The 24,178-nt window shown below is 71.0% G+C and carries 20 protein-coding genes; 17 read left to right on the plus strand and 3 right to left on the minus strand.

Annotation, left to right across the window (positions count from 1 at the left end):
- The first annotated feature begins 28 nt into the window (after positions 1–28).
- From ACFRCG_RS12000 to ACFRCG_RS12070, 15 genes are all read left to right on the plus strand, one after another.
- Positions 29–505 (plus strand): Rieske (2Fe-2S) protein, encoded by a 477-nt coding sequence (locus tag ACFRCG_RS12000; RefSeq protein WP_380030703.1) that lies wholly within the window; start codon positions 29–31, stop codon positions 503–505.
- A gap of 39 nt (positions 506–544) precedes the next feature.
- The gene (gene uvrC, locus ACFRCG_RS12005) at positions 545–2,701 is read left to right on the plus strand and encodes an excinuclease ABC subunit UvrC (protein ID WP_380030705.1); all 2,157 of its coding nucleotides are present in this window, start codon (positions 545–547) and stop codon (positions 2,699–2,701) included.
- A gap of 24 nt (positions 2,702–2,725) precedes the next feature.
- Positions 2,726–3,619 (plus strand): RNase adapter RapZ, encoded by an 894-nt coding sequence (rapZ, locus tag ACFRCG_RS12010; protein ID WP_380011315.1) that lies wholly within the window; start codon positions 2,726–2,728, stop codon positions 3,617–3,619.
- Positions 3,616–4,581 carry a uridine diphosphate-N-acetylglucosamine-binding protein YvcK gene (gene yvcK / locus ACFRCG_RS12015; RefSeq protein ID WP_380030706.1) on the plus strand — a complete coding sequence of 322 codons (966 nt, stop codon included), beginning with the start codon at positions 3,616–3,618 and terminating at the stop codon, positions 4,579–4,581. Before rapZ ends, yvcK begins: the two co-directional genes overlap by 4 nt.
- Entirely contained in the window at positions 4,572–5,552 is a 981-nt protein-coding gene (gene whiA, locus ACFRCG_RS12020; protein WP_020553580.1) for a DNA-binding protein WhiA, read from the plus strand. The genes yvcK and whiA overlap by 10 nt, the downstream gene beginning before the upstream one ends.
- Positions 5,553–5,738: 186 nt before the next feature.
- Entirely contained in the window at positions 5,739–6,983 is a 1,245-nt protein-coding gene (locus ACFRCG_RS12025) for a GNAT family N-acetyltransferase (RefSeq protein ID WP_380030707.1), read from the plus strand.
- Positions 6,984–7,163: 180 nt separating this feature from the next.
- Positions 7,164–10,391, plus strand: coding sequence for a M14 family zinc carboxypeptidase (locus ACFRCG_RS12030; protein ID WP_380030708.1), 3,228 nt, complete (start codon positions 7,164–7,166; stop codon positions 10,389–10,391).
- A gap of 144 nt (positions 10,392–10,535) precedes the next feature.
- Positions 10,536–11,075 carry a hypothetical protein gene (locus ACFRCG_RS12035; RefSeq protein ID WP_380030709.1) on the plus strand — a complete coding sequence of 180 codons (540 nt, stop codon included), beginning with the start codon at positions 10,536–10,538 and terminating at the stop codon, positions 11,073–11,075.
- A 210-nt stretch (positions 11,076–11,285) separates the two neighbouring features.
- Positions 11,286–12,290, plus strand: a complete 1,005-nt coding sequence (gap, locus tag ACFRCG_RS12040) for a type I glyceraldehyde-3-phosphate dehydrogenase (RefSeq protein ID WP_126641300.1) — start codon at positions 11,286–11,288, stop codon at positions 12,288–12,290.
- Between the two features lie 138 nt (positions 12,291–12,428).
- Positions 12,429–13,616, plus strand: a complete 1,188-nt coding sequence (locus tag ACFRCG_RS12045; protein WP_380030710.1) for a phosphoglycerate kinase — start codon at positions 12,429–12,431, stop codon at positions 13,614–13,616.
- A gap of 5 nt (positions 13,617–13,621) precedes the next feature.
- Positions 13,622–14,416: a triose-phosphate isomerase gene (gene tpiA, locus ACFRCG_RS12050; RefSeq protein WP_380030711.1), complete on the plus strand. Its 795-nt coding sequence runs from the start codon at positions 13,622–13,624 to the stop codon at positions 14,414–14,416.
- Between the two features lie 250 nt (positions 14,417–14,666).
- Positions 14,667–16,340 carry a hypothetical protein gene (locus tag ACFRCG_RS12055; protein WP_380030712.1) on the plus strand — a complete coding sequence of 558 codons (1,674 nt, stop codon included), beginning with the start codon at positions 14,667–14,669 and terminating at the stop codon, positions 16,338–16,340.
- Positions 16,337–16,681, plus strand: a complete 345-nt coding sequence (locus tag ACFRCG_RS12060) for a hypothetical protein (protein WP_380030713.1) — start codon at positions 16,337–16,339, stop codon at positions 16,679–16,681. Before ACFRCG_RS12055 ends, ACFRCG_RS12060 begins: the two co-directional genes overlap by 4 nt.
- Before the next feature lie 126 nt (positions 16,682–16,807).
- On the plus strand, positions 16,808–17,044 hold the full coding sequence (gene secG, locus ACFRCG_RS12065; RefSeq protein WP_078979549.1) for a preprotein translocase subunit SecG: 237 nt from the start codon (positions 16,808–16,810) through the stop codon (positions 17,042–17,044).
- 198 nt (positions 17,045–17,242) lie between these two features.
- Positions 17,243–17,578: an RNA polymerase-binding protein RbpA gene (locus tag ACFRCG_RS12070; protein ID WP_040877318.1), complete on the plus strand. Its 336-nt coding sequence runs from the start codon at positions 17,243–17,245 to the stop codon at positions 17,576–17,578.
- A gap of 156 nt (positions 17,579–17,734) precedes the next feature.
- On the opposite strand, the gene ACFRCG_RS12075 is transcribed toward ACFRCG_RS12070, so the two are convergent.
- Entirely contained in the window at positions 17,735–19,096 is a 1,362-nt protein-coding gene (locus tag ACFRCG_RS12075) for a tetratricopeptide repeat protein (RefSeq protein WP_380030715.1), read from the minus strand.
- 275 nt (positions 19,097–19,371) lie between these two features.
- On the opposite strand from ACFRCG_RS12075, the gene ACFRCG_RS12080 reads away from it, so the two are divergent.
- On the plus strand, positions 19,372–19,980 hold the full coding sequence (locus ACFRCG_RS12080) for a hypothetical protein (RefSeq protein WP_380030716.1): 609 nt from the start codon (positions 19,372–19,374) through the stop codon (positions 19,978–19,980).
- 127 nt (positions 19,981–20,107) lie between these two features.
- Here the strand turns inward: ACFRCG_RS12080 and ACFRCG_RS12085 are convergent, their stop codons facing one another.
- On the minus strand, positions 20,108–20,467 hold the full coding sequence (locus ACFRCG_RS12085) for a hypothetical protein (protein ID WP_126641309.1): 360 nt from the start codon (positions 20,465–20,467) through the stop codon (positions 20,108–20,110).
- A 110-nt stretch (positions 20,468–20,577) separates the two neighbouring features.
- On the minus strand, positions 20,578–21,528 hold the full coding sequence (locus ACFRCG_RS12090) for a heme o synthase (protein WP_078977682.1): 951 nt from the start codon (positions 21,526–21,528) through the stop codon (positions 20,578–20,580).
- Positions 21,529–21,971: 443 nt separating this feature from the next.
- Between ACFRCG_RS12090 and tkt the strand changes: the two genes are divergently transcribed.
- A complete protein-coding gene (gene tkt / locus ACFRCG_RS12095; protein WP_380030718.1) occupies positions 21,972–24,062 on the plus strand; it encodes a transketolase in 2,091 nt (696 codons plus the stop codon).
- The last annotated feature ends 116 nt before the right edge of the window (positions 24,063–24,178 follow it).

Here is a 24,178-nt window from a genome sequence, read left to right on the forward strand (position 1 = left end):
GCGTCACCCGTTCCCAAGGAGATCCCGCATGACCGCGCAGCACCAGCCCCGGCCCGAGCACCCGTCCGACACCGCGGGCGGGACCGGACCGGATCGGCGCACGCTGCTGCGCGGCGCCGCGGTGGTGGGCGCGGTCGGCGTCGCCGGGTCGGCCGTGACCGCCTGCGCGACGGACAACCAGCCCGCGACGCCGCACGAGAAGAAGCTGCTCGACGGGCCGGTCACGGTGGGCCGGGCCGACGACGTGGTGGTCGGCAAGGGCAAGGTCTACACCGACACCTCGATCGTGGTCACCCAGCCGGCAAAGGACGATTACAAGGCGTTCGACGCCCGTTGTCCGCATCAGGGCTGTCTGGTCACCAAGGTCGACCAGGGTGTCATCCAGTGCCAGTGCCACGGCAGCCAGTTCTCGATGAACGACGGTTCGGTCGTGCGCCGACCCGCCAAGCGTGGTCTGACGCCGCTGCCGGTCACCGTCGCGAACGGCGAGATCGTGGTGGGTTGACCGCGAAAATCTGTTGGAGCCAGCACATAGGGTGGAGAAATGGACCCGTCGTCGTACCGGCCCGCGCCCGGCCAGATCCCGACGTCGCCCGGTGTGTACCGGTTCAGCGACGAGCACCGGCGCGTGGTCTACGTCGGCAAGGCGAAGAACCTGCGCGCCCGGCTCTCGTCCTACTTCCAGGACCTGGCCAACCTGCACCCGCGCACTCAGACCATGGTCACCACCGCCGCCTCGGTGGACTGGACCGTGGTCGGCACCGAGGTCGAGGCGCTCCAGCTCGAATACTCCTGGATCAAGGAGTTCGACCCGCGCTTCAACGTCAAGTACCGCGACGACAAGAGCTATCCCTCGCTCGCGGTGACGCTGAACGAGGAGTTCCCGCGCGCCCAGGTGATGCGCGGTCCGCACCGCAAGGGGGTGCGCTACTTCGGGCCGTACGGGCACGCGTGGGCCATCCGCGAGACGCTCGACCTGCTGCTTCGGGTCTTCCCGGTACGCACCTGCTCGGCCGGGGTGTTCAAGAACGCCCGCCAGGTGGGCCGACCCTGTCTGCTCGGCTACATCGGCAAGTGCGCGGCGCCGTGCACCGGCAAGATCTCCGTCGAGGACCACCGTGCGCTGGCCGAGGACTTCTGCGAGTTCATGGCCGGCCGCACCGGGCCCTACGTCAAGCGCGTCGAGCGCGAGATGAAGCAGGCCGCGCAGGCGATGGAATACGAGAAGGCGGCCCGGCTGCGCGACGACCTGGCCGCGCTCACCCGCGCCCTGGAGAAGAACGCGATCGTCTTCGGCGACGGCACCGACGCCGACGTGATCGCCCTCGCCGAGGACGAACTCGAGGTCGCCGTCCAGATCTTCCACGTGCGCGGCGGCCGGGTGCGCGGCCAACGCGGCTGGGTCACCGAGCGGGTCGAGGACGTGGACGCCGCCGGCCTGGTCGAGCACTTCCTCCAGCAGCTCTACGGCGAACAGCGCGGCGAGGCGGTGCCGCGTGAGGTGCTGGTGCCCGCGCTGCCCGCCGACACCGCCGCACTGAGCGAATGGTTGTGCGAACTGCGCGGCTCCAAGGTCGAGTTGCGGGTGCCGCAGCGCGGCGACAAGAAGTCGCTCCAGGAGACCGTGCAACGCAACGCCGCCCAGGCGCTGAACCTGCACAAGCTGCGCCGGGCGGGCGATCTGACCGCCCGCTCGCTGGCGCTGCAACAGCTGGCCGAGGCACTGGAGATGGACACCGCGCCGCTGCGCATCGAGTGCTACGACATCTCGCACCTGCAGGGCACCGAGGTGGTCGCCTCGATGGTGGTCTTCGAGGACGGGCTGCCGCGCAAGAGCGAGTACCGGCGCTTCGCGATCAAGACCTTCGAGGGCCAGGACGACCCGCGTGCGATGCACGAGGTGCTGACCCGGCGTTTTCGGCGGTACAAGTCCGACCTCGCGCGGGACGCGGCCGGCGACGCCGCGGCGGAGGCGACGGACGCGGAGGGCGCCGACGGCGCGGAGCACACCGGGCCGATCGACCCCGAGACCGGCAAGCCGAAGCGGTTCGCGTATCCGCCGCAGCTGGTCGTGGTCGACGGCGGGCAGCCCCAGGTCGCCGCCGCGATGCGGGCCCTGGAGGAGGCCGGCGTGGTGGACGTCACCGTGTGCGGCCTGGCCAAGCGGCTCGAAGAGGTCTGGGTCCCGGGGGAGGACGACCCGATCGTGCTCCCGCGCAGCAGCGGCGAGGCGCTGCTGATGCTCCAGCGCATCCGCGACGAGGCACACCGCTTCGCGATCACCTACCACCGCGCCAAACGCTCCAAGGCGATGACGGCGAGCGCGCTGGACGACATTCCGGGCCTGGGCGAGACCCGGCGCAAGGCGGTCCTCGCGCACTTCGGCTCGCTCAAGCGCCTGCGCGCGGCCCGGATCGAACAGATCACCGAGGTGCCCGGCATCGGTCGGGCCACCGCGGCGGCGATCGTGGCGGCGCTCGCCACGCGGGCGCCCGCGGCTCCCGCCGTGAACACCGCCACAGGCGAGATCATGGAAGACGACGACGTCGCCGGCGGCATCGACACCAATACCGGTGCCGAGGTCGACGACGGCGGCGAAGGCGGCGCCGACGACGGTGTCGGCGCGGCCGACGAGGCGGTCCCGGTTGCACCCCCGAGGCAGGAACCAGCAGGAGGAAGCGTTGAACTCGCCCAGCCGTAGGTGCGGCACGCACCGGGGGGACGCATGAGTACCGAGAACACGAACGACGAGGTCGAGGGCACCCCGGAGCTGGTGATCATCTCCGGCATGTCCGGCGCCGGTCGCAGCACCGCCGCCAAGGGCATGGAGGACCTCGGCTGGTTCGTGGTGGACAACCTGCCGCCGTCGCTGATCCCCGCCATGGTCGACCTCGGGGCCCGCACGCAAGGGGCGGTCGCGCGGATAGCGGTCGTCGTCGACGTGCGCGGCCGCACCTTCTTCGACGACCTGCGCTCCGCGCTCGGCGAGCTGGACGCGTCCGGCGTGGTGCGTCGGATCGTCTTCCTGGAGGCCTCCGACGACGTGCTGGTGCGCCGCTTCGAGGGGGTGCGCCGGCCGCACCCGCTCCAGGACGACGGCCGCATCCCCGACGGCATCGCCCGCGAGCGCGAACTGCTGCGCGAGCTGCGCGGCGAGGCCGACCTGGTGATCGACACCTCCGACCTGAACGTGCACCAGCTGCGGGCCCGGATGGACGACCGGTTCGCCGGCTCCGGCGAGCCGCAGCTGCGCGCCACGGTGATGTCCTTCGGCTTCAAGTACGGGCTGCCCGTGGACGCCGACCTGGTGGTCGACTGCCGCTTCCTGCCCAACCCGCACTGGATCCCGGAACTGCGCCCGCACACCGGCATGGACGAGGCGGTCAGCCGCTACGTGTTCGACCAGCCCGGCGCGAAGGAGTTCCTGGACCGCTACGCCGAGCTGCTGCACATCGTCACCGAGGGCTACCGGCGCGAGGGCAAGCGCTACGTCACGCTCGCGGTGGGGTGCACGGGCGGCAAGCACCGCAGCGTCGCGATGGCCGAGCGCCTGGCCCGCCGGCTCACCGAGGACGGACTGGACACCGTGCTCGTGCACCGCGACATGGGCAGGGAATGAGCGGCCCCAAGGTGGTCGCCCTGGGCGGCGGACACGGGCTCTCCGCCTCGCTGGCGGCGCTGCGCCGGCTCACCGACGACCTGACGGCGATCGTCACGGTCGCCGACGACGGCGGCTCCAGCGGGCGGCTGCGCAAGGACCTGGGCGTATTGCCGCCGGGCGATCTGCGGATGGCGCTGGCCGCGCTGTGCGGCGACGACGAGTGGGGGGTGACCTGGAGTCGGGTCATCCAGCACCGGTTCCGCCGCGAGGGCGAACTGAACGGGCACGCGGTCGGCAACCTGCTCCTGGTCGGCCTGTGGGAACTGATGGACGACCCGATCGCGGCGCTGGACTGGATGGGCCGCCTCCTCGGCGCGCACGGGCGGGTGTTGCCGATGTCGGCGGTCCCGCTCGACATCGAGGCGGACGTCGCCGGGCACGATCCGGCCCACCCGGAGCGGGTGTCCACGGTGCGCGGGCAGGCGCAGGTCGCGGTCACCCCGGGCGATGTGCGCGGGATCCGGCTGCTGCCGGCCGATCCGCCGGCGGTGCCCGAGGCGGTCGCGGCGGTCCGTGACGCCGATTGGGTGGTTGTCGGGCCGGGCTCGTGGTTCACCTCGGTACTGCCCCACCTGCTCGTTCCCGAGTTGGCGGCGGCGCTGGTGGAGACCAAGGCCAGGCGGTTGCTGGCGCTGAATCTGGCCCCACAACCGGGCGAGACGGCGGGTTTCTCGCCGCAGCAGCACCTGGAGGTGCTGGCCGCGCACGCCCCGAGGCTGACCTTTGACATCGTCCTCGGCGACCGCGACCGTGTGGAGGACGTACCGGGCCTGGAACGGGCCACGGCGGCGCTCGGTGGACACGTCCATCTGGCCCCCGTGTCGGCGGTCGACGGCTCGCCGCGACACGACCCCGAACGGTTGGCCTCGGCCTACGGCCGGATCTTCGTCGATCGTGAAAGGATCGCTCCATGGCGATGACGGCAGCAGTGAAGGACGAGCTCAGCCGCCTCCCGGTCACCCGGTCGTGCTGTCGCAAGGCGGAGGTCTCCGCCCTCTTGCGCTTCGCGGGCGGACTGCACATCGTGGGCGGGCGAATCGTCATCGAGGCGGAGCTGGACACGGCGATGGCCGCGCGCCGGCTGCGCAAGGACATCCTCGAGGTATACGGGCACAGCTCGGACCTGGTCGTGGTGGCCCCCGGCGGGCTGCGTCGCGGCAGCCGCTACGTGGTCCGGGTCGCGGTCGGCGGTGATCAACTGGCCCGCCAGACCGGGCTGCTGGACGCGCGCGGACGACCGGTACGCGGACTGCCGCCCCAGGTCGTCTCGGGTGCCACGTGCGACGCGGAGGCCGCCTGGCGCGGTGCCTTCCTGGCCCACGGCTCGCTCACCGAACCCGGCCGCTCCTCGGCCCTGGAGGTGACCTGCCCCGGCTCCGAGGCGGCGCTCGCCCTGGTCGGCGCGGCCCGTCGGCTGGGCCTGGCGGCCAAGTCGCGCGAGGTGCGCGGGGTGGACCGGGTGGTGGTCCGCGACGGCGACGCGATCGGCGCGCTGCTCACCCGGCTCGGCGCGCACGAGAGCGTGCTGGCCTGGGAGGAGCGGCGGATGCGCCGCGAGGTGCGGGCCACCGCGAACCGGCTGGCCAACTTCGACGACGCGAACCTGCGCCGCTCGGCCCGGGCGGCGGTGGCCGCGGGGGCACGGGTGCAGCGGGCGTTGGAGATCCTGGGCGAGGAGGTCCCGGAGCACCTGGCGGCGGCCGGCAAGCTGCGGCTCGACCACAAGCAGGCGTCCCTGGAGGAGCTGGGCGGGCTGGCCGAGCCGCCGCTGACCAAGGACGCGGTCGCGGGTCGCATCCGCCGCCTGCTGGCGATGGCCGACAAGCGCGCGGGCGAGCTGGGCATGCCCGGCACCGACGCCGGACTGTCCGTGGACATACTCGTGTCCTGAGGGATCCCGGGGCCACCGGCGCGACCCGCGCGGGCGGTGCGAACCGGCGGCCCGACCCGCGGCCCCCGCCGCGCGAGCCAAAACCATTCGAAGGCGTCGATCCGCGAGGCATAGGGTCTCCGGATCGGCGCCTTCGTCCGTTGCCGCGGAGGGAAGGCCGCGCACGCGAGGGAAGGAACCACCACCGTGGACGTCCGCACGATCGACGAAGACGAGATCATCCCGTGGACCGCCGCCGTCGGCGTCGGCTTTCTCCGAGTCCCCGACGACTCCAAGGAGAACCGCGAGAAGCGGTTGGCCCACTGGCGCGAGCGGGCCGACCTGGCCAGGACGCGCGGGGCCTACGACGGGGATCGGTGTGTGGGCACCTTCCGCAGCTTCGCCACCGGGCTGACCGTGCCCGGCGGCGCGATCGTGCCGGTGTCGGCGATCACCAACGTGACCGTCTCGCCCACCCACCGCCGGCGCGGGCTGCTGACCGAGATGATGCGGCTCGACCTGGCGGACGCCGCCGCGCGCGGCGAGATGCTGGCCATCCTGATCGCCGCCGAGTACCGCATCTACGGCCGGTTCGGCTTCGGCGTGGCCACCGAATACCAGAAGTTCACGCTCGATACGCTGCGCACGGACTTCGTGCCCGACGCGCCGGTCGAGGAGGGCGGGCGCGTCGAGCTGGTCACCCCCGAGGAGGTGGCCGAGCTGGGTCCGCCGCTGCACGAGGAGTTCCGCGGGCTGCGCGCGGGCGCGATCGGCCGCACGGCGCTGTGGTGGGGCAACTACACCGGTTTGAACCCCTCTCCCGCGAATCCGGCGCCGCCCCGCTTCCACGCGATCTACCGCGATCCGTCCGGCAGGGTCGCCGGCCTGGTGTCCTACCGCACCGACGACCACTGGGACGAGTTCGTACCCAAGGTGACGTTGACCGTGGACTCGCTGCTGGCGCTGACCCCGGCGGCCGAGTTCGCGCTGTGGCGGTTCTGCGCGAGCGTGGACTACGTGGAGAAGGTCGAGGCGGCCGACCGCAGCCCCGACGAACTGCTGCCGATGCTGCTCACCGACGCCCGGGCGATCACCACGCAGAGCCGCCGGGACTTCGTCTGGACCCGGATTCTGGACGCGCCGGCCGCGTTCTCCGCGCGCACCTACGGTGCCCGGGACCGGCTCGTGGTCGAGGTCTTTGACGATCTCGGGTACGCGGCCGGCCGGTTCGCGATCGACGGCGGACTCGACGGCGGCACATGTGTGCCGACCGGGGAGCCGGCCGAGCTGGCCCTGGACGTGGCCACGCTCGGCGCGTTGTACCTGGGTTCGGGGTCGCCGGTGCGGCTGGCCGTGGCCGGGCGAATATCCGAATTGTCACCCGGTGCCGCCGAGCGGGCCGAGGCATTGTTGCGGACGCCGCGCGAGCCGTGGTGCCCCGACTGGTTCTGACCACATCGTGGAATCTTTGCGCGTAGCTTCGACCGAATATGACCGTCAGTCAGGTCTCGTGTACCACGCGGTAGGTGCCGTAGCATGCGCAACACCCGGGCGCAGGAGTCACGTTCCATCCCTCGGGTGGTGATTTCGCGCCTTACCCGTATGCACGCCTAACCCACGACTGGGGGGTCGATGAGGCGTCATCGTTCCACGGGCACCACCAAACGAGTTCGGCTGGCCACGACGGGGATCGCGGCGCTTTCGCTGGCACTGGGTCTGCTGACCGCAGCGCCGGCTAGCACCGCGGCACCCGCCGCCGGCCCCGGCTCCTATCCCGAAGTGACCAGCGCACCGCCGGAAGCGAAGCTTCCTCCGGCGGGCGACAACGGTCCGCAGTCCTACCGGATCAAGGCCGACGCCGCACAGGTGAAGCAGATCTTCGACCTGGGCGTGGACCGACACGAGACGAAGGCCACCAAGGGCACCGACGGCAAGGCCGAGCTGGAGGTGGTCCTGAGCGATGCCCAGGCCGCCAAGCTGCGTGCCGCCGGCCTCTCGGTGGAGGCGAAGTCCCAGGCGCAGGACCGCACGGCGGCTCCGGCCGCGGCGGGCGTCTTCCGCAAGTACAGCGGTCCGGGCGGCCTCGGCGCCGAACTGGTGCAACTCGCCAAGGACCACCCGGACATCGCCAAGACCGTCAGCATCGGCAAGACCGTGCTCGGGCAGGACATCCTCGCGGTCAAGGTGACCAAGAACGTGCGCACCAGCCCCGACGGTTCCAAGCCCGCCGTGTTGTACATGTCCAACCAGCACGCGCGCGAGTGGATCACGCCGGAGATGACCCGCCGGCTCCTGCACCACTACGTGGACGGCTACGGCACCGATGCCGAGGCCACGCAGCTCGTGGCGGACAACGAGCTGTGGTTCGTGATCTCGGCCAACCCCGACGGCTACGACTGGACCTTCCAGACCGGGCAGCGGTTGTGGCGCAAGAACCTGCGCGACAACAACGGCGACGGGGTGATCACCGCCGGCGATGGTGTCGACCTCAACCGCAACTTCGACTACAAGTGGGGCTACGACAACGAGGGCTCCTCGCCCGACCCGCTGAACGAGACCTACCGCGGCCCCGCCCCGTCCTCCGAGCCGGAGACCCGGGCGCTGGAGGGCTTCGCCGGGCACATCAAGGCCAAGTTCGTGGTCAACTACCACTCCGCCGCGCAGCTGATCCTGTACGGGGTCGGCTCGCAGGTGGCCACGCCCAGCCCCGACGACGAGATCATGATCGCGCTCGCGGGCGACGACGCGCACCCGGCCGTCGCGGACTACGACCCGGACCTGTCGGCCGAGTTGTACGTGACCAACGGCGACACCGACGGGCAGATGAACGAGGCGTACAAGACGTTGTCGTTCACCCCGGAGATGTCCACGTGTGAGACGGCCGCCGGCTACCTGCCGGACGACCCGTACACGGTGGACAACTGCGGCGGCATCTTCAGCTTCCCGAACGACGAGACGCTGATCCGGATGGAGTACGCCAAGAACCAGGCGTTCGCGCTGTCGGTGGCCAAGTCGGCCAAGGACCCGGACGACCCGGTCTCCTCGGTCGGGCGCAAGGCCCCCGACCTGGTCGCCGACCGGTTCGAGCACTCCTACGCCGAGGACCACGACGACCAGACCGTCGCGGTGATCGCCAAGCGCGCGCTGACCAACCGCAAGCTCAACTACCGCGTCAACGGCGGCCCGGCCAAGACCGCGGGCGTCAAGGAGTGGAAGGGCGGCAAGCGGTACGGCGAGCAGGGTTCGGCCTACTACGCCGAATACCGGGGCGACATCAAGAACGTGCGCACCGGTGACCGGATCGAGGTGTGGTTCACCGGCGAGAAGGCCGGCACCGGCAAGGTGGAGAGCGATCGTTTCACCTTCACGGTGGAGAGCGGCATCGCCGAGAAGACCGAGACGCTGGTCCTGGCCAACGAGGACTACAAGGGCGTCAACCCGACCTACCCGCCGAACACCGTCGGTCCCAAGTACGCGCAGCAGTACGTGGACGCGCTGGCGGCCAACGGCGTCAAGGCGGCCGTCTACGACGTCGACAGGCTCGGCGCACCGCACCACCTCGGTGTGCTCTCGCACTTCAAGGGGGTGTTCTGGTACCTCGGCGACAACCGGCTGACCACGGACGCGGCCCACGAGAACACCGACGTCCAGGGCGAGATCTACAAGGATGCCCAGGTCACCCCGCTGGTGCAGGATCTGACCGTCAACGTGCGCGACTACCTCAACGAGGGCGGCAAGCTCGCCTACCTCGGCGAGACCGCGGGCTACTACGGTCCCCTGCGCAGCGCCGCGGGCGGTGGCATCTACTACGGCCTGAACGGGCACCCGGACCAGCCGTGCAAGGTCACCTCCGACCCGACCAGTGACTGTCTGATCGTCTCCGACGACTTCACCCAGTACTGGCTGGGCGCCTTCGACCGGTCGGCGACCAACGGCGCCACCGGCGTGGTGGGTTCGGCCGCGCCGTTCGAGGGGATCGACAAGGCGCTCCCGGGCACCGCGTCCAACCCGCTGAACGAGGCGGGCGGGTTCCTGCCCACCAGCGCGATCCTGACGCCGGACAAGTTCCCGATGTTCGACAGCCGTTCGGTGGCGACCTACTCGGGCAACACGTCCGGGCCGTACTCGCCGGCCGAGGGCAAGTGGTACATCAACGGTCTGCACACGGACAACGCGTACAAGCGCCTCGTCCGCACGATCGACCTCACCTCCGTCACCGCGGCGGACGCGGCGAAGCTGACCGCGCAGTTCTCGTACAGCACCGAGGCCAACTGGGACCACGCGATCGTGGAGGCGCACACGGTCGGCGCCGACGACTGGACGACGCTGCCCGACCTGAACGGCAACAGCAGTACCAAACCGCCCGCCTCGTGTGAGGACGGCAGCTTCGCCGGCACCCACCCGCAACTGCGGCACTACCTGACGGTGACCACCCCCAAGTGCCTGAGCAACGGCACCACCGGGTCGTGGAACTCCTTCACCGGCAACTCGCAGGGCTGGAAGCCGGTCGCGTTCGACCTGTCCGCGTACGCGGGCAAGAAGATCGAGGTCTCGATCTCGTACGTCAGCGACGCGAACACCGGCGGGACCGGCCTGTTCGTGGACGACACCAAGGTCGTCACGACGTCGGGCGTGGTCGACGCCGAGGGCTTCGAGACCGGACTGGGTCCGTGGGCCCTGGCCGGGCCGCCGCCCGGCGACCCGGCGCTGGTCGGATTCACCCGCGGCCAGGCCGTGTTCGGCTCGTCGGTGATCGCCACCGACGACACCATGCTCGTGGGCTTCGGCCTGGAGCAGTTGGCCACGGCGGAGGACCGCAAGGTCTTCGTCGACCGCATCCTGCGGGAGCTGTACAAGTAGGCGCGAGCACGTGTGATCGACCCACCGGTGAAAACCGGTGGCCGTGATACCGGCCCCCGGCGGAGACTTCTCCGCCGGGGGCCATTAACGTCTCTGCGCACATACGGGTTCCCGCATGTGCACTTCTTTTGGGGGGATTTCCTCGTGAGCAACAACGCGCCGGGGTCGTGGGGGCCGCAGCAGCCGGGTCCCGGTCAGTGGGGGCCGCAGCCGGGCCCGCCCGGACCGTTCGGCTCGGGCCCGTACGGCGGCCCGCCGCCGCAGCCGCAGCCGCCGCGCACCGGCAACGCGGGGCTGGCCATCGCGGCCGGGGTGGGAGCGATGCTGGTCGCCGCCGGGGTGTACGGCGTGATCGTGAAGTCGATGGAGATCCAGAGCACCTGGTTCGGCGTGGGCGTGGCGGCGCTGATCGCGTTCGCCGTGGGCCGGGTCGGCGGGGCCAACCCGGTGCTGCCGGTGGTCGCCACGGTGCTGGCGCTGCTCGGGGTCGTCCTGGGCCAACTCACCGCGCTCACCCTGTCCGGTGCCGACGAACTGAACATCTCGGTGCTCGACGTGCTCACCGATTACGGCAGTGACCTGATGCGGGGCTGGAAGGACGGACTGGAGTTCTTCGACCTCCTCGTCTTCGTCTTCGCCGGCGTCGCGGCCTTCGGCATCACGAAGTCGGTCGGGGAGAAGTAACCCGCCCGGAATCACCCGCCCGAGATCGCACACTGATCTGCTTTGCGACGATCCGTCCCGCTCTGGGCCCCTTGCGCAGCAAGCCTGCGTGGAGGTGCCCGGGGCGTCACGGTAGGGTCGGACATGGCCGGGGATATCGCAGATTCCACTGACCATCTCCTCGGCCATTCACCATCAGGGCATTCGGCGTTCGACAGAGGAGATCGGTTCGTGACGATCCGGGTAGGCATCAACGGATTCGGCCGTATCGGCCGCAACTTCTTCCGCGCGGCGCTGGCCTCGGGCGCGGACTTCGAGATCGTCGGGGTCAACGACCTCACGAACATCGCGACCCTGGCCCACCTGCTGAAGTACGACAGCATCCTCGGCCGCATCGGCCAGGAGGTCACCCACACCGACGACGCGATCACCGTCGGCGACAAGACCTTCAAGGTCATCGCCGAGCGTGACCCGGCCGCACTGCCCTGGGGCGAGCTGGGCGCCGACATCGTGATCGAGTCCACCGGCATCTTCACGGACGCCGAGAAGGCCAAGAAGCACATCGAGGCCGGCGCGAAGAAGGTCATCATCTCGGCTCCGGCCAAGAATGAGGACGTCACGATCGTGATGGGCGTCAACCACGAGAAGTACGACGCCGCCGCGCACACGATCATCTCCAACGCCTCCTGCACGACCAACTGCGTCGCGCCGATGGCCAAGGTGCTCCTGGAGAACTTCGGCCTGGTCAAGGGCATGATGACCACGGTCCACGCGTACACGAACGACCAGGTCATCCTGGACTTCCCGCACTCGGACCTGCGTCGCGCCCGCGCCGCCGCCACCAACATCATCCCGACCTCCACCGGTGCCGCCAAGGCCACCGCGCTGGTCATCCCCGAGCTCAAGGGCAAGCTGGACGGCATCGCCATGCGCGTCCCGGTCCCCACCGGCTCGGTCACCGACCTGGTCGTCGAGCTCGAGCGCGAGGTCACCCGCGACGAGGTCAACGCCGCCTTCCAGAAGGCCGCCGAGGGCTCGCTCAAGGGCTACCTCACCTACACCGAGGACCCGATCGTCTCCTCCGACATCGTGACCGACCCGTCCTCGTGCACCTTCGACTCGGGCCTGACCATGGCCCAGGGCAAGCAGGTCAAGGTCGTCGGCTGGTACGACAACGAGTGGGGCTACAGCAACCGCCTGGTCGACCTGGTCGGCTACATCGGTGGTCAGCTCTGACGGACCGGCACTCGTGCCGATAGTCGACGCTTGACGATGCGGGCCCGGGTGACACGTCGTCACCCGGGCCCACCGTTTCTTCGACATCCGAGCACGACCATCCCCACCGTTTCTTCGACATCCGAGGACGAGTCGAACTTGAAGACCATCGACGACATCGACGTATCCGGTAAGCGCGTTCTGGTGCGCGCCGACCTCAACGTCCCGCTCGACGGCGGACGCATCACCGACGACGGCCGGATCCGGGCGAGCGTGCCGACCATCGAGGCGCTGCGCGGTCGCGGCGCCAAGGTGATCGTGTGCTCGCACCTGGGTCGGCCCAAGGGCGCCCCCGAACCCGAGTTCTCGCTCGCCCCCGTGGCCGCGCGACTCGGCGAACTCCTGGGCGCCGACGTGGCGTTCGCGACCGACACGGTCGGCGACAGCGCCCGGGCGACGGTCGGCAAGCTGGCCGACGGCGAGGTCGCGCTCCTGGAGAACCTGCGCTTCAACCCGGGCGAGACGGCCAAGGACGACGCCGAGCGCGGGGCGTTCGCGGACCGGCTCGCCGACCTCGCCGAGGTGTACGTGGGCGACGGTTTCGGCGCGGTGCACCGCAGGCACGCGTCGGTGTACGACGTGCCGGCCCGGCTGCCGCACGCGGTCGGCGGCCTGATCGCCACCGAACTGGACGTGCTCAAGCGGCTCACCGACGACGTGCAGCGCCCGTACGCGGTGATCCTGGGCGGCTCGAAGGTCTCCGACAAGCTCGGCGTGATCGACAGCCTGCTGGAGCGGGCCGACCGCATCCTCGTCGGCGGCGGCATGGTGTTCACCTTCCTGGCCGCGCAGGGGCACGAGGTGGGCAAGTCGCTCCTGGAGCGGGACCAGATCGACCGGGTCCGCGAGTATCTGGCCCGGGCCGAGGCCAAGGGCGTGGAGTTCGTACTGCCCGTCGACGTGATCGCGGCCACCGCGTTCGCCGCCGACGCGGACCACGCGGTGGTCTCCGTGGAGGCGATCCCGGCGGACCGGCTCGGCCTGGACATCGGCCCGGCGTCCGGCGAGCTGTTCGCCGACAAGCTGGCCGACGCGCAGACGGTCTTCTGGAACGGCCCGATGGGCGTGTTCGAGATGGAGCCCTACAGCCACGGCACCCGCGCGGTGGCCCAGGGGCTGATCGACTCCGACGCGTTCACCGTGGTCGGCGGCGGCGACTCGGCCGCGGCCGTGCGTACCCTCGGCTTCGACGAGAACGCCTTCGGCCACATCTCCACCGGTGGCGGCGCGAGTCTGGAATACCTCGAAGGCAAGTCCCTGCCCGGCCTCGAAGCCCTGGAGGGCTGAATCCGATGTCCGCCGTGAAGAACACCTCCGGTCGTATCCCGCTGATGGCGGGCAACTGGAAGATGAACCTCAACCACATCGAGGCCATCTCCCTGGTGCAAAAGCTCGCGTTCACCCTGAACGACAAGGACTTCGACCGGGTCGAGGTCGCGGTCCTGCCGCCGTTCACCGACCTGCGCTCGGTGCAGACCATGGTCGAGGCGGACAAGCTCCGCTTCACCTTCGGCGCCCAGGACATCTCGCAGCACGCGGGCGGCGCGTACACCGGTGAGATCGCCGGGTCGATGCTGGCCAAGCTCAACTGCACCTACGCGCTGGTCGGCCACTCCGAGCGGCGCCAGTACCACCACGAGGACGACGCGCTGGTCAACGCCAAGGCGCACGCCGCCTACGCGAGCGGCCTGGTGCCGATCGTGTGCGTCGGCGAGGGGCTGGACGTGCGCAAGGCCGGCGAGCACGTCGCGTACACGCTCGCCCAGGTCGAGGGCGCGCTCAAGGGCATCACCCCCGAGCAGGCCGAGTCCGTGGTGATCGCCTACGAGCCGGTCTGGGCGATCGGCACGGGCGAGGTGGCCACCCCGGAGAACGCGCAGGAGGTGTGCGCGGCGATTCGGGGCAAGCTCGCCGAGCTGTACTCCGCCGACCTGGCGGACCGGGTGCGGGTGCTGTACGGCGGTTCGATGAAGCCGAACAACGTGGCCGGCCTGATGGCGCAGGCCGACGTGGACGGCGGCCTGGTCGGCGGCGCCTGCCTCCTCGCGGAGGACTTCGCGCGGATCGTGCGCTACCAGGAGCAGTAGGACCAAGGGTGTTCGGTCGGGCCCGGGGCGTGCGTCGCCCCGGGCCCGACGCGTGTCCGAGATTGTGCGCCGATCGGTCATCGGGGCCGGAATCGCTCGTTCCTCATAAACCCGACGCGAGTATTTCCAACCCGCTTGCCCCTCCCATAACCGGTACCTGACGATAAGTCATCGCCAAGTGGCCGGTAGTCGCCCCTCTGCGGCGACTGTGGCCGGCTGCCCCCAGGGGGTGCGGGTGTCCTTTCCAGACATGTCCAGAACCGGGGATACCGGAGCCACACGGTATCTGTGTACGGGTGCGGAGATCGACGAGCGGTTCGCCGCGCGGGTGATCGAGGAATTGTGGGAGAACGCGCACCGGGACCGCGCGCCGTCCTACGGATACAACGAACAGGCGGTCCTGGAGCACGCGTTGGCCGCCCGCAGGCGGCGGATCCTGCGTGATGTGGTCGCGTTTTCGGTGCCGGTGATGATGGCCCTGATCGGCTTCGGTGTCGCGGCCGGGCTGACCTGGCTGGCGCTGGTGGTCTTCTTCGGCCTGATGACGGTGCGCAGCGGCGTCGTCGGCGGGGGTGGTGTGCGCGACCTGCGCAGCCGGGCGGCGGCGCAGGTGTCGTGGATGGCGGCGCTGCTGTTCGGGCTGATGTTGTACCTGGTGGCGGGCGGGACCGGGGAGCCGCCGGACGTGACGATGATCGCGCTGACCGTGCTGCCCGCCTACGCCGTGGTGGTGTTCGTGGTGTGGATCGAGCGTATGCAGCAGCGCGCCACGGTGGTCTCGGACCTGGGTCCCGGGCGCACCTGGGTACCGACGCCGCCGCCGGCCGGCCCGGCGCCGGTCGGCGGAATCGGGACGTTACAGGGGGCGCTGACCGAGGTGTTGCCGCCGCGCCCGACACACGCCCCGGTCGACGTCGCCGAGCCGCCGGGGTCGCTGGTGCCGCCGCCGATTCCCTCCACCGTGCGCTACAGCGGCTACGTGCCGTTCGTCGGCGCGGGCGAGCTGGTGGAGAGCTGGACCTTCCCGGTCGAACTGCGCGGGGCCGAGCCCTCCGTGCTGGACGCGCCGCGACCGCGTACCGCCGACAAGAACGGATACACCCCGTTCACCGTCGACGAGCTGACCGGTGCGATCTGCACCGCGTTCGAGGGGTTGTCCCGGTCCGAGGAGGGCCGGCACCGGTTGAGCGGGCTGAGTGTGCAGATGCACGAGTTCAGCAGCGGCGTCACCGGCGGCGCGGTGCCGCCGCCGGCCGAGGCGACCCGCCGCTACCTGTGTGTGCGGGTGGGCACGTGGTCGCAGGAGGTGGTCGTCTCGGTACTGATCCGCTTCACCCTGGACGGCCGCATGTTGTACACCGAGCTGCACGAGTTGGTGCTGCCGCCGATCCGGCCCGACTTCCACGTCGCCGACGAGTGGCTGCACGCCGCCGACGCGGCCACCCTGTGGGGGGCGTTCGGCCACGCGCTCGTGGAGGCGCCGGGGCTGATGGCCTCGGCGGCGGGCCGGCTGATGCGGGTGTGGACCTCGTGGTGGCGCCGGGCCGGCAACCTGCGCGCGGCGCACGAGCGCACCGCCCGCAACCTCCCGGTGGACCGGGGCGCGCGGGCCTCGGTGCGCGAGTTGGGCGCGTCGGCGAACTACGCCACGTTCTTCCAGAACTCGGACGCGGAGAAATACCTCAAGCTGATCGAGCGCAAGTTCACCGTATTCGTGCTGGACTTCCTCCAGCGCAGGAACGTGGATGTCACCGAGTATCGCCGGCGCAACGAGATGGTCCTCAACAACGGGATCATCCAGCACGTCTCGGGTGATCTCAACAACAGCGGCGCGATCGTCGCGGGCCGCGGCAACCAGGCGTCCGTGCGCGGTTCCGGCGGGGTCGGCACCGGCGCACGATCGACAGCGGGAGGTACCTCGTGAACGCCGCCGAATCGAACGTGGCCGGGCCCGAGCCCGAGGACGGGGACGCGGAGGAGCCGCGCAACGACGGGATCAGCCTGTCGGGCGGCCCGGTGACCAACACCGGCGCGATCGTGGCGGGCGGTGACAACCGGGTCACGGTGCGCCGCACGGGCGCGGTGCGCGGTGCCCGGGACGTCGGGCGGGGGCACCCGCTGACCAGCACGGGTGCGCTGGTCAGCGGCAGTGGTCACGAGGTGGAGCTGGAGGACACCGGCGACGTCGAGCCGGCCGACGCCGCGGCGGCGGACGCCGGGGAGGGGCGGTCGCCGGGGGAGCGGAGTACGCCCGACCAGCCGTAATACTATGATCCGCCGGATTAGCCGAAGGGCTGCACGGCTCCCACTTGCGGGGCGCGGCAGCGTACTCTGTCCGGTGGCCGGGAATCTCCGGCCTCCGCGTTCCGCCAGAAGGAGTTGGGCCCGGCCGTGATCACCGGTTTCTCGATCGCCCTGATCGTCTTCAGCCTGCTCATGGTGCTGTTGGTGCTGCTGCACAAGGGCAAGGGCGGCGGCCTGTCGGACCTGTTCGGCGGCGGCATGTCCTCCTCGCTCGGCGGTTCCTCCGTCGTGGAGAAGAACCTCGACCGCATGACCATCATCGTCGGCGTGTGCTGGATCACGACCATCGTCGTACTCAGTCTGCTTCTGAAGAACTCGTACTGACGACTCGGATCGACAAACGCGTACCGACAGGGCCGGTTCGGCCGCTGTTTCCACCGGCGCGGTGGCCTTTCTGACGGACTGTCGGAAACGGTCGGAAAAGGGCCACCGCTCGGTTCAACCTTGCGCGAGGCGCACGTACACTGGACGCCAAGCCGCGCAACGGGGGCGCGACCTCAAGGACCAAGGGGAGTTTTTACCGTGGCAAGTGGCAACGCCATCCGTGGGAGTCGGGTCGGCGCCGGCCCGATGGGGGAGGCTGAGCGCGGCGAAGCAGCCCCACGTCTCCGTATTTCTTTCTGGTGCGCGAACAAGCACGAGACCCAGCCGAGCTTCGCGACCGACGCTCAGGTCCCCGAGACGTGGGACTGCCCCCGCTGCGGTCTGCCCGCCGGGCAGGACCAGCACAACCCGCCGGACGCCCCGCGTACCGAGCCCTACAAGACGCACCTCGCCTACGTGCGCGAGCGGCGCAGCGACGCGGACGGCGAGGCGATCCTCGCCGAGGCGCTGGCCAAGCTGCGCGGCGAACTCTGAGTCCGGTTCCGGGCTCGACGAGCGTGTACCCGTACGGCCGGCCGTAGGCCGACCGTACGGGGGAGCCGCCGGGAGTGACGACCCACCTTCGGGTGCCGTCGTGACTCCCGGCGGCTTTTTCGCGCGTCGTTCGGCACGCGCCGCCCGGGCCGGGGGTCAGTCGCGGGCGGGCAGTGCCTCCTGGGGGACCGGGCGGTGTACGCGGCGGCGGTCGGCCTGGTGCGGGAGCGGGCGCTGACCGCGTTCGATCCAGGCCGGCAACTCCTCGCCGGTGGCCGCGAGCCAGCGGCTGCGCACCGCGTCGGGGTCGACGTGGTGGGCCCGCACGAGGGTGTCGCCGGCCAGGTCGGAGACGCGGTCCAGGTTCAGCGCGGTGCCCACGCCCAGGGCCGCGGCGAGCGGCGGCACCGCGTCGGCGGGCCGGCCGGCGGCGACCAGGACGATGCCGTACAGGGCGTAGGTGACCGGGACTTCGGGGCGGCGGGCCAGCACGGGGTCGGCCCGCACCCGTCTCGCCCGCAGCCGGACCGCCTCCTCCAGCGCGTCCACCGCCTCGTCGTGCGCGCCGGCGGCGCTGTGCAGCAGGCCCAGACTCTGGAGCGAGGCGGCGAGTTCGTCCTCGCGGCGCCCGGCGGGGGCATGCTCCGCGCTCGCGTAGCCGCGGCGCACCTCGACCGCCTCGGCGGCCAGTGCGATCGCCTCGGGGCCGCGGCCGAGGCGGGCGAGCAGGGTGGCGTGCCGGAGCAGCACGGCGGCCTGCCGGGCCTCGGGCGGGCCGACCCCGAGCAGTCGTTCGGCCTCGGTGAACGCGGCCAGCGCGGGTTCGCTCGCGCCGCCGGCGGCGAGTCGGCCGGCGAGTTCGTCCAGGGACAGGGCGAGTTCGACCCGGTGCCGCTCGGGCGTGCGGGCGGCGAGGGTGCGGAAGAGCTGTACCGACTCGTGCAGCGCGCCGAGCGCGGCCGGCTCGTCGCCGTGGTCGCCGAGTCGGGCCCCCAACTCGCGCAGGGTCAGCGCGAGCAGCGGGCGGTGCGCGCGGTGGTCGAACGCGGCCAGTCGGCGGGCGTGTTCGGCGGCGCTCGCGGCCACCTTCACCGCGTCCTCGGTGCGCGCGCCGGCGGCCAACACGGCGGCGAACGCGCGCAGTCCGCCGACCAGGGCGGGCCCGTGCCGGCGGTGGTCCCTCGCGGCGAGCACGCCCAGCATCCGCACCGCGGCGCGAGCGGGCGCGGCGGCGTCGGCGTGCCGGCCGGCGCGGGTCAACCGCCGTGCCTTCTCGGTCAACATCTCGGCCCGGGTCGCCTCGGCGTCGTCGGCCTCGGCCGGAGCGCCCGCGCCGCCCGGCGGATCGCATTCCGGTTCGGCCGGATCCCGCCCCTCGGTTCGCCCGGGTTCGGCGAAGGACGGCGCGGCGGGCGGGGTTTCGGGCGTGGCGAGGCCCGGACACGGCGATTGCAGCTCGCGCCGGTGCCGGTATTCCTCCAGGTGACGCTCATGGCGTCGCAGCCATCCGAACCGCACGGGTCCCACCTCGCCTCTGGTCCCGAAGACCTCCGCGTGACGCTATCGCGAGCAGGGCGCCGACGGGGCCGAACGGGTACGGATCCGGCCACGAACACCTGACCGAGACGACGGCGGGATGTCCGCGGCGTGCCGTTTTGCCCGGCCCGATCCACTCCTTGGGCTCGGCTTTGCCAACTCGGGGGCGGATCCCGGGTGCTCGCGTTCCAAGATCGCTAATGTGTTCGAGTTCCATCGAAGTACGGGCGCGCCGCGCCCGACGCACAGGGGGTTCGATGCATTCGATCACACGCAGGACCTTGGGCGGGATCACCGCCGTGACGATCGGCGCGCTCGCGCTGGTGGCCTGCGACGCGGACAAGAAGAAGGGCACATCCGAGGCGGCCGACAGCCCGCCCTCGACGGCGCCGGTGGTCGCGCCGCCGCCCACCGGCAACCCCGGCGGCTCCGGTGCGCCGGGCACCCAGGCGCCGAAGTCGACCAAGCCGTCGGCGAGTCGGTCCTCGGCGGGCGACCCGGGCGACGACTGCGGGCCGGCGCCGACCACCAAGCCCGGGCACCGGATCGTCTACCCGAACAAGGCACCCGGCAAGGACTCGTTGTACTACCGCAACACCAAGTTCGTGTGCGACCCCAACGACGGCCACTACGAGCCGGTCGGTGCCGAGCAGACGCCGCTGCACTTCGCGCCGCAGGCCACGGGCACGCTGTCCGGTCCGGCCCCGTGGAAGGCGGAGTACCTCGGCCAGGTGTGGGACCACATCGACAAGTGCCTCACCCACCAGACCGACCCCGGACACGCGTGCTCGTCGTACGGGGCCTACGAGGTCACCCTGAACGCCGCCGGTGAGATCAGCGACATCAGGGAGATCTTCCACTCCTGACCCGTCGGCGACGCCGGACTCTCCCGCCGCGGGGGAGTCCGGTACGACCCGGTGCGGGCGGGGGTTCGGCGCCCCGGCTCGGCCCGGAGGGGGCTGCGGCGGGGCCGGGCGGACCCGGCCCCGCCCGTCAGCCCTGTGCGCCGCCCAGTTGCAGGCCCGCCATCCGGGACCACTCGTACTCGGTCGTGCGCACCTTCGCCGCGAGTTCGTTCGGGAACTCCTCGTGCAGCGTCACGCCCGCCTTCACGATCGCCGCGCGGGCGATGTCCCGGTCGCGTACGACCTGGTCGCCCCAGGCCCCGTCGGTGCCGACGAGCACGATCCGGGTCGCGTCGCGGCCGACGTACTCGACGACCGCGTCGCCCCCGCCGCCGTGCGCGGCGGTGAAGCGCTCGATGTGTTTGGCGATCCTGCGCACCTGTCGCTCGACCCGCGCATCCGGGGAACCCGGTTCCGGCGTGGCCGTCGTGGTCTCGGTGTCCGTCATGGCGCCCACATTACCGACGGGGCGTCACCGGATCCGGCGCAATCGCGCGTGGTCCGGATCACGTCGCGACGCACCGGTCGCGGCACGGCGCGGGCGCCGCCCGAACCGGCTCAGAACAGCAGCGGGTCGACCGCGACCGCGACGAACAGCAGCGTCAGGTAGGTGATCGACCAGTGGAACAGCCGCATCTCCTTGAGCTTGGCGCCGGTCACCTCGGCCTTGGCCCGACGCTGGAGCCCGTGCGCCTCCCACAACCAGGCCGCCCCCAGCAGCGCCGCGGCGATCGGGTACAGCGGCCCGGTGTCCGCGGCCGGCCACAGCAGCATCGACACCCCGACCATGACCCAGCTGTAGAGCACGATCTGGTTCGCGACGACCTTGTTGCCCGCGACCACCGGCAGCATCGGCACACCGGCATTGGTGTAGTCGTCGGTGAACTTCATCGACAGCGGCCAATAATGCGGCGGGGTCCAGAAGAAGACGACCGCGAACAACACCACCGGCGCCCAGTCCAGCGAATTCGTGACCGCGGTCCAGCCGATCAACACCTGCATGCAACCCGCGATACCGCCCCACACGATGTTCTGCGGCGTGCGCCGCTTCAGCAACATCGTGTAGACGACGACGTAATAGAAGATCGCGAAGACGGAAAGCGCCGCCGACAGCGGATTGACCAGGAACCAGAACCACGCGGTGGAAATCACCCCGAGCGCGCTCGCGAACACGATCGACTCGCGCGGCGACACCATTCCGGTGACCAGCGGCCGCCGTTCGGTGCGGTGCATCAGCCGGTCGATGTCCCGGTCGATGTACATGTTGAAGGCGTTGGCGCTGCCCGCCGAGAGGTAACCGCCGAAGACGACCAGCAACACCAGACCCAGGTCCGGCAGCCCGTGCGCCGCGAGGAACATCACCGGAATCGTGCTGATCAGCAGCAGTTCGATGATGCGCGGCTTGGTGAGGGCCACGAATGCGAGAACCCGGGCCATCGGCGGGCGGGCGCCGGCGGGCGCATTTCCCACCAGCCCGGCCGGTCGGGATTCGACGGCTGTCACGAACACCCCATCAGCAGCGTTTTCGGCCGGGCCCGGGTGCCGCCCGGAAGCCGGTTTGCTCGTCAATACGTAAGCGGAAGGCAAGCGGTGTCGAGACGTCGAGGCCCGGACCCACTAGCAGGAAACTGTAGTCCCTCACCAGGGGCACGAAGCCTCCGGGGCATGCCCGCCGCACCGCCGGGTAGCCGACCGGAAGGTCGCCGCGTGCGCCGTCCCGTCCCCACCACGCGTCGTGCCTCGTCCCGCGTGTCCCCGCGGTCCGTTCGACCACCTGGACATCGGGGTGAACCACACGGTGAACGTCACCACCCGGGTGGCCGTCCTCCGAGCGAGGGAACATGTCGCCCCCGGTAGGCTCGGCCACGTGCCTGAGGCGCCGGGGCGAAGGTCCCGAGCCGGCCGCAATCATTCGGCCTATCCCGGAAGACCCGGAAGGAGCCCTGACAAGGGTGAGCACCAAGCCGACCCCCGACAACAGCTCTCTCGACTGGAGCGACCTCGACAAGCGAGCCGTCGACACCGCTCGTGTGCTCGCGATGGACGCCGTTCAGAAGGTCGGTAACGGCCACCCCGGAACGGCCATGAGCCTGGCCCCGGCGGCCTACCTCATCTGGCAGAAGTTCCTGCGCCACGACCCGACCGACCCGGACTGGACCGGTCGCGACCGCTTCGTGTTGTCCCCGGGCCACACCAGCCTGACCCTGTACACCCAGCTCTACCTGTCGGGCTACGGCCTGACCCTGGACGACCTGAAGTCGTTCCGCACCTGGGGCAGCCGCACCCCCGGCCACCCCGAGCACGGCCACACCGCCGGCGTCGAGACCACCACCGGGCCGCTCGGCCAGGGTGTGGGCAACGCGGTCGGCATGGCGATGGCGGCCCGCTACGAGCGCGGCCTGTTCGACCCGGACGCGGCCCCCGGCACCTCCCCGTTCGACCACACCATCTGGGTGATCGCCTCCGACGGCGACCTGGAAGAGGGCATCTCCGCCGAGGCCAGCTCGCTCGCCGGGCACCAGAAGCTGGGCAACCTCGTCGTGCTCTACGACGACAACCACATCTCGATCGAGGGCGACACCGAGACCGCGTTCAGCGAGGACGTCCTCGCCCGCTACGCGGCCTACGGCTGGCACACCATCCGGGTCGAGCCGCAGGCCGACGGCGACATCGACGTCGCGGCGCTGCACGCGGCCCTGGAGGCGGGCAAGGCGGAGACCGGCCGACCGACCATGATCGCCATGCGGACGATCATCGCCTGGCCCGCGCCGAACGCGCAGAACACCGGCAAGGCGCACGGCTCGGCGCTCGGCGCCGACGAGGTCGCGGCCACCAAGCGGGTGCTCGGCTTCGACCCGGAGCAGAACTTCGAGGTCGCCGACGAGGTGCTCGCGCACGCGCACCAGGTGGTCGACCGCGGCCGTGCGGCGCACGACGCGTGGAAGAGCGCGTTCGCCAAGTGGGCCGAGACCAACCCCGAGCGCGCCGCCGAGCACGCCCGCATCTCCGCCCGTCGGCTGCCCGACGGCTGGGAGAAGGCGCTGCCGGAGTTCGAGGCTGGCAAGCCCGTCGCCACCCGCAAGGCGTCCGGCAAGGTGCTCGCCGCGCTCGGCCCGGTCATCCCCGAACTGTGGGGCGGCTCGGCCGACTTGGCCGAGTCCAACAACACCACCATCGACGAGGGCAGTTCGTTCCTGCCCGACGGCAACCCCCTCAAGGGCGCGAACCCGTACGGGCGCACCGTGCACTGGGGCATCCGCGAGCACGCCATGGGCTCGACCATGAACGGCATCGCGCTGCACGGCGGGACCCGCGTCTACGGCGGCACCTTCCTGGTGTTCAGCGACTACATGCGCCCGGCCGTCCGGCTCGCCGCGCTGATGAAGCTGCCCACCACCTACGTGTGGACGCACGACTCGATCGGTCTCGGCGAGGACGGCCCCACCCACCAGCCGATCGAGCACATCGCCGCCCTGCGCGCGATCCCGGGCCTGGACGTGGTCCGCCCGGGTGACGCCAACGAGGTCTCGGTGGCCTGGCGCAAGATCCTGGAGACCACCGACCGCCCGGCCGGCATCCTGCTCACCCGCCAGGACGTTCCCACCTGGGACCGCACCGAGTTCGGCTCGGCCGAGGGCACCGCGCGCGGTGGCTACGTGCTCGCCGAGGCGTCCAGCGGCACCCCGCAGGTGATCTTGATCGGCACCGGTTCCGAGGTGCAGACCGCGGTCGCCGCGCGCGAGGTGCTGGAGGCCGAGGGCGTGCCCACCCGGGTCGTCTCGCTGCCCTGCCTGGAATGGTTCAACGAGCAGGACCAGGCGTACCGCGAGCAGGTGTTGCCGCCGTCGGTCAAGGCGCGCGTGTCGGTCGAGGCCGGCATCGCCCAGGGCTGGCGCGAGCTGGTCGGCGACACGGGTCGGATCGTCTCGCTGGAGCACTTCGGCGCGTCCGCGGACTACAAGAAGCTGTTCGCCGAGTTCGGGCTGACCCACGAGGCCGTCGTTTCGGCCGCTCGGGAATCCCTGGCGCACGCCGGTAGCTGAAGATCATGTGACCCGGTGGGCGGTGTCGGGTGGGAACACCCGCCCGACACCGCCCACGCCGGGCGTCGATCCGCCGCCCACGACGCGGCCGGATCCGGCCGCCCACTCGATAAGGA

The organism is Embleya sp. NPDC056575 (assembly GCF_042793325.1).
In the GTDB taxonomy this organism is placed as follows: domain Bacteria; phylum Actinomycetota; class Actinomycetes; order Streptomycetales; family Streptomycetaceae; genus Embleya.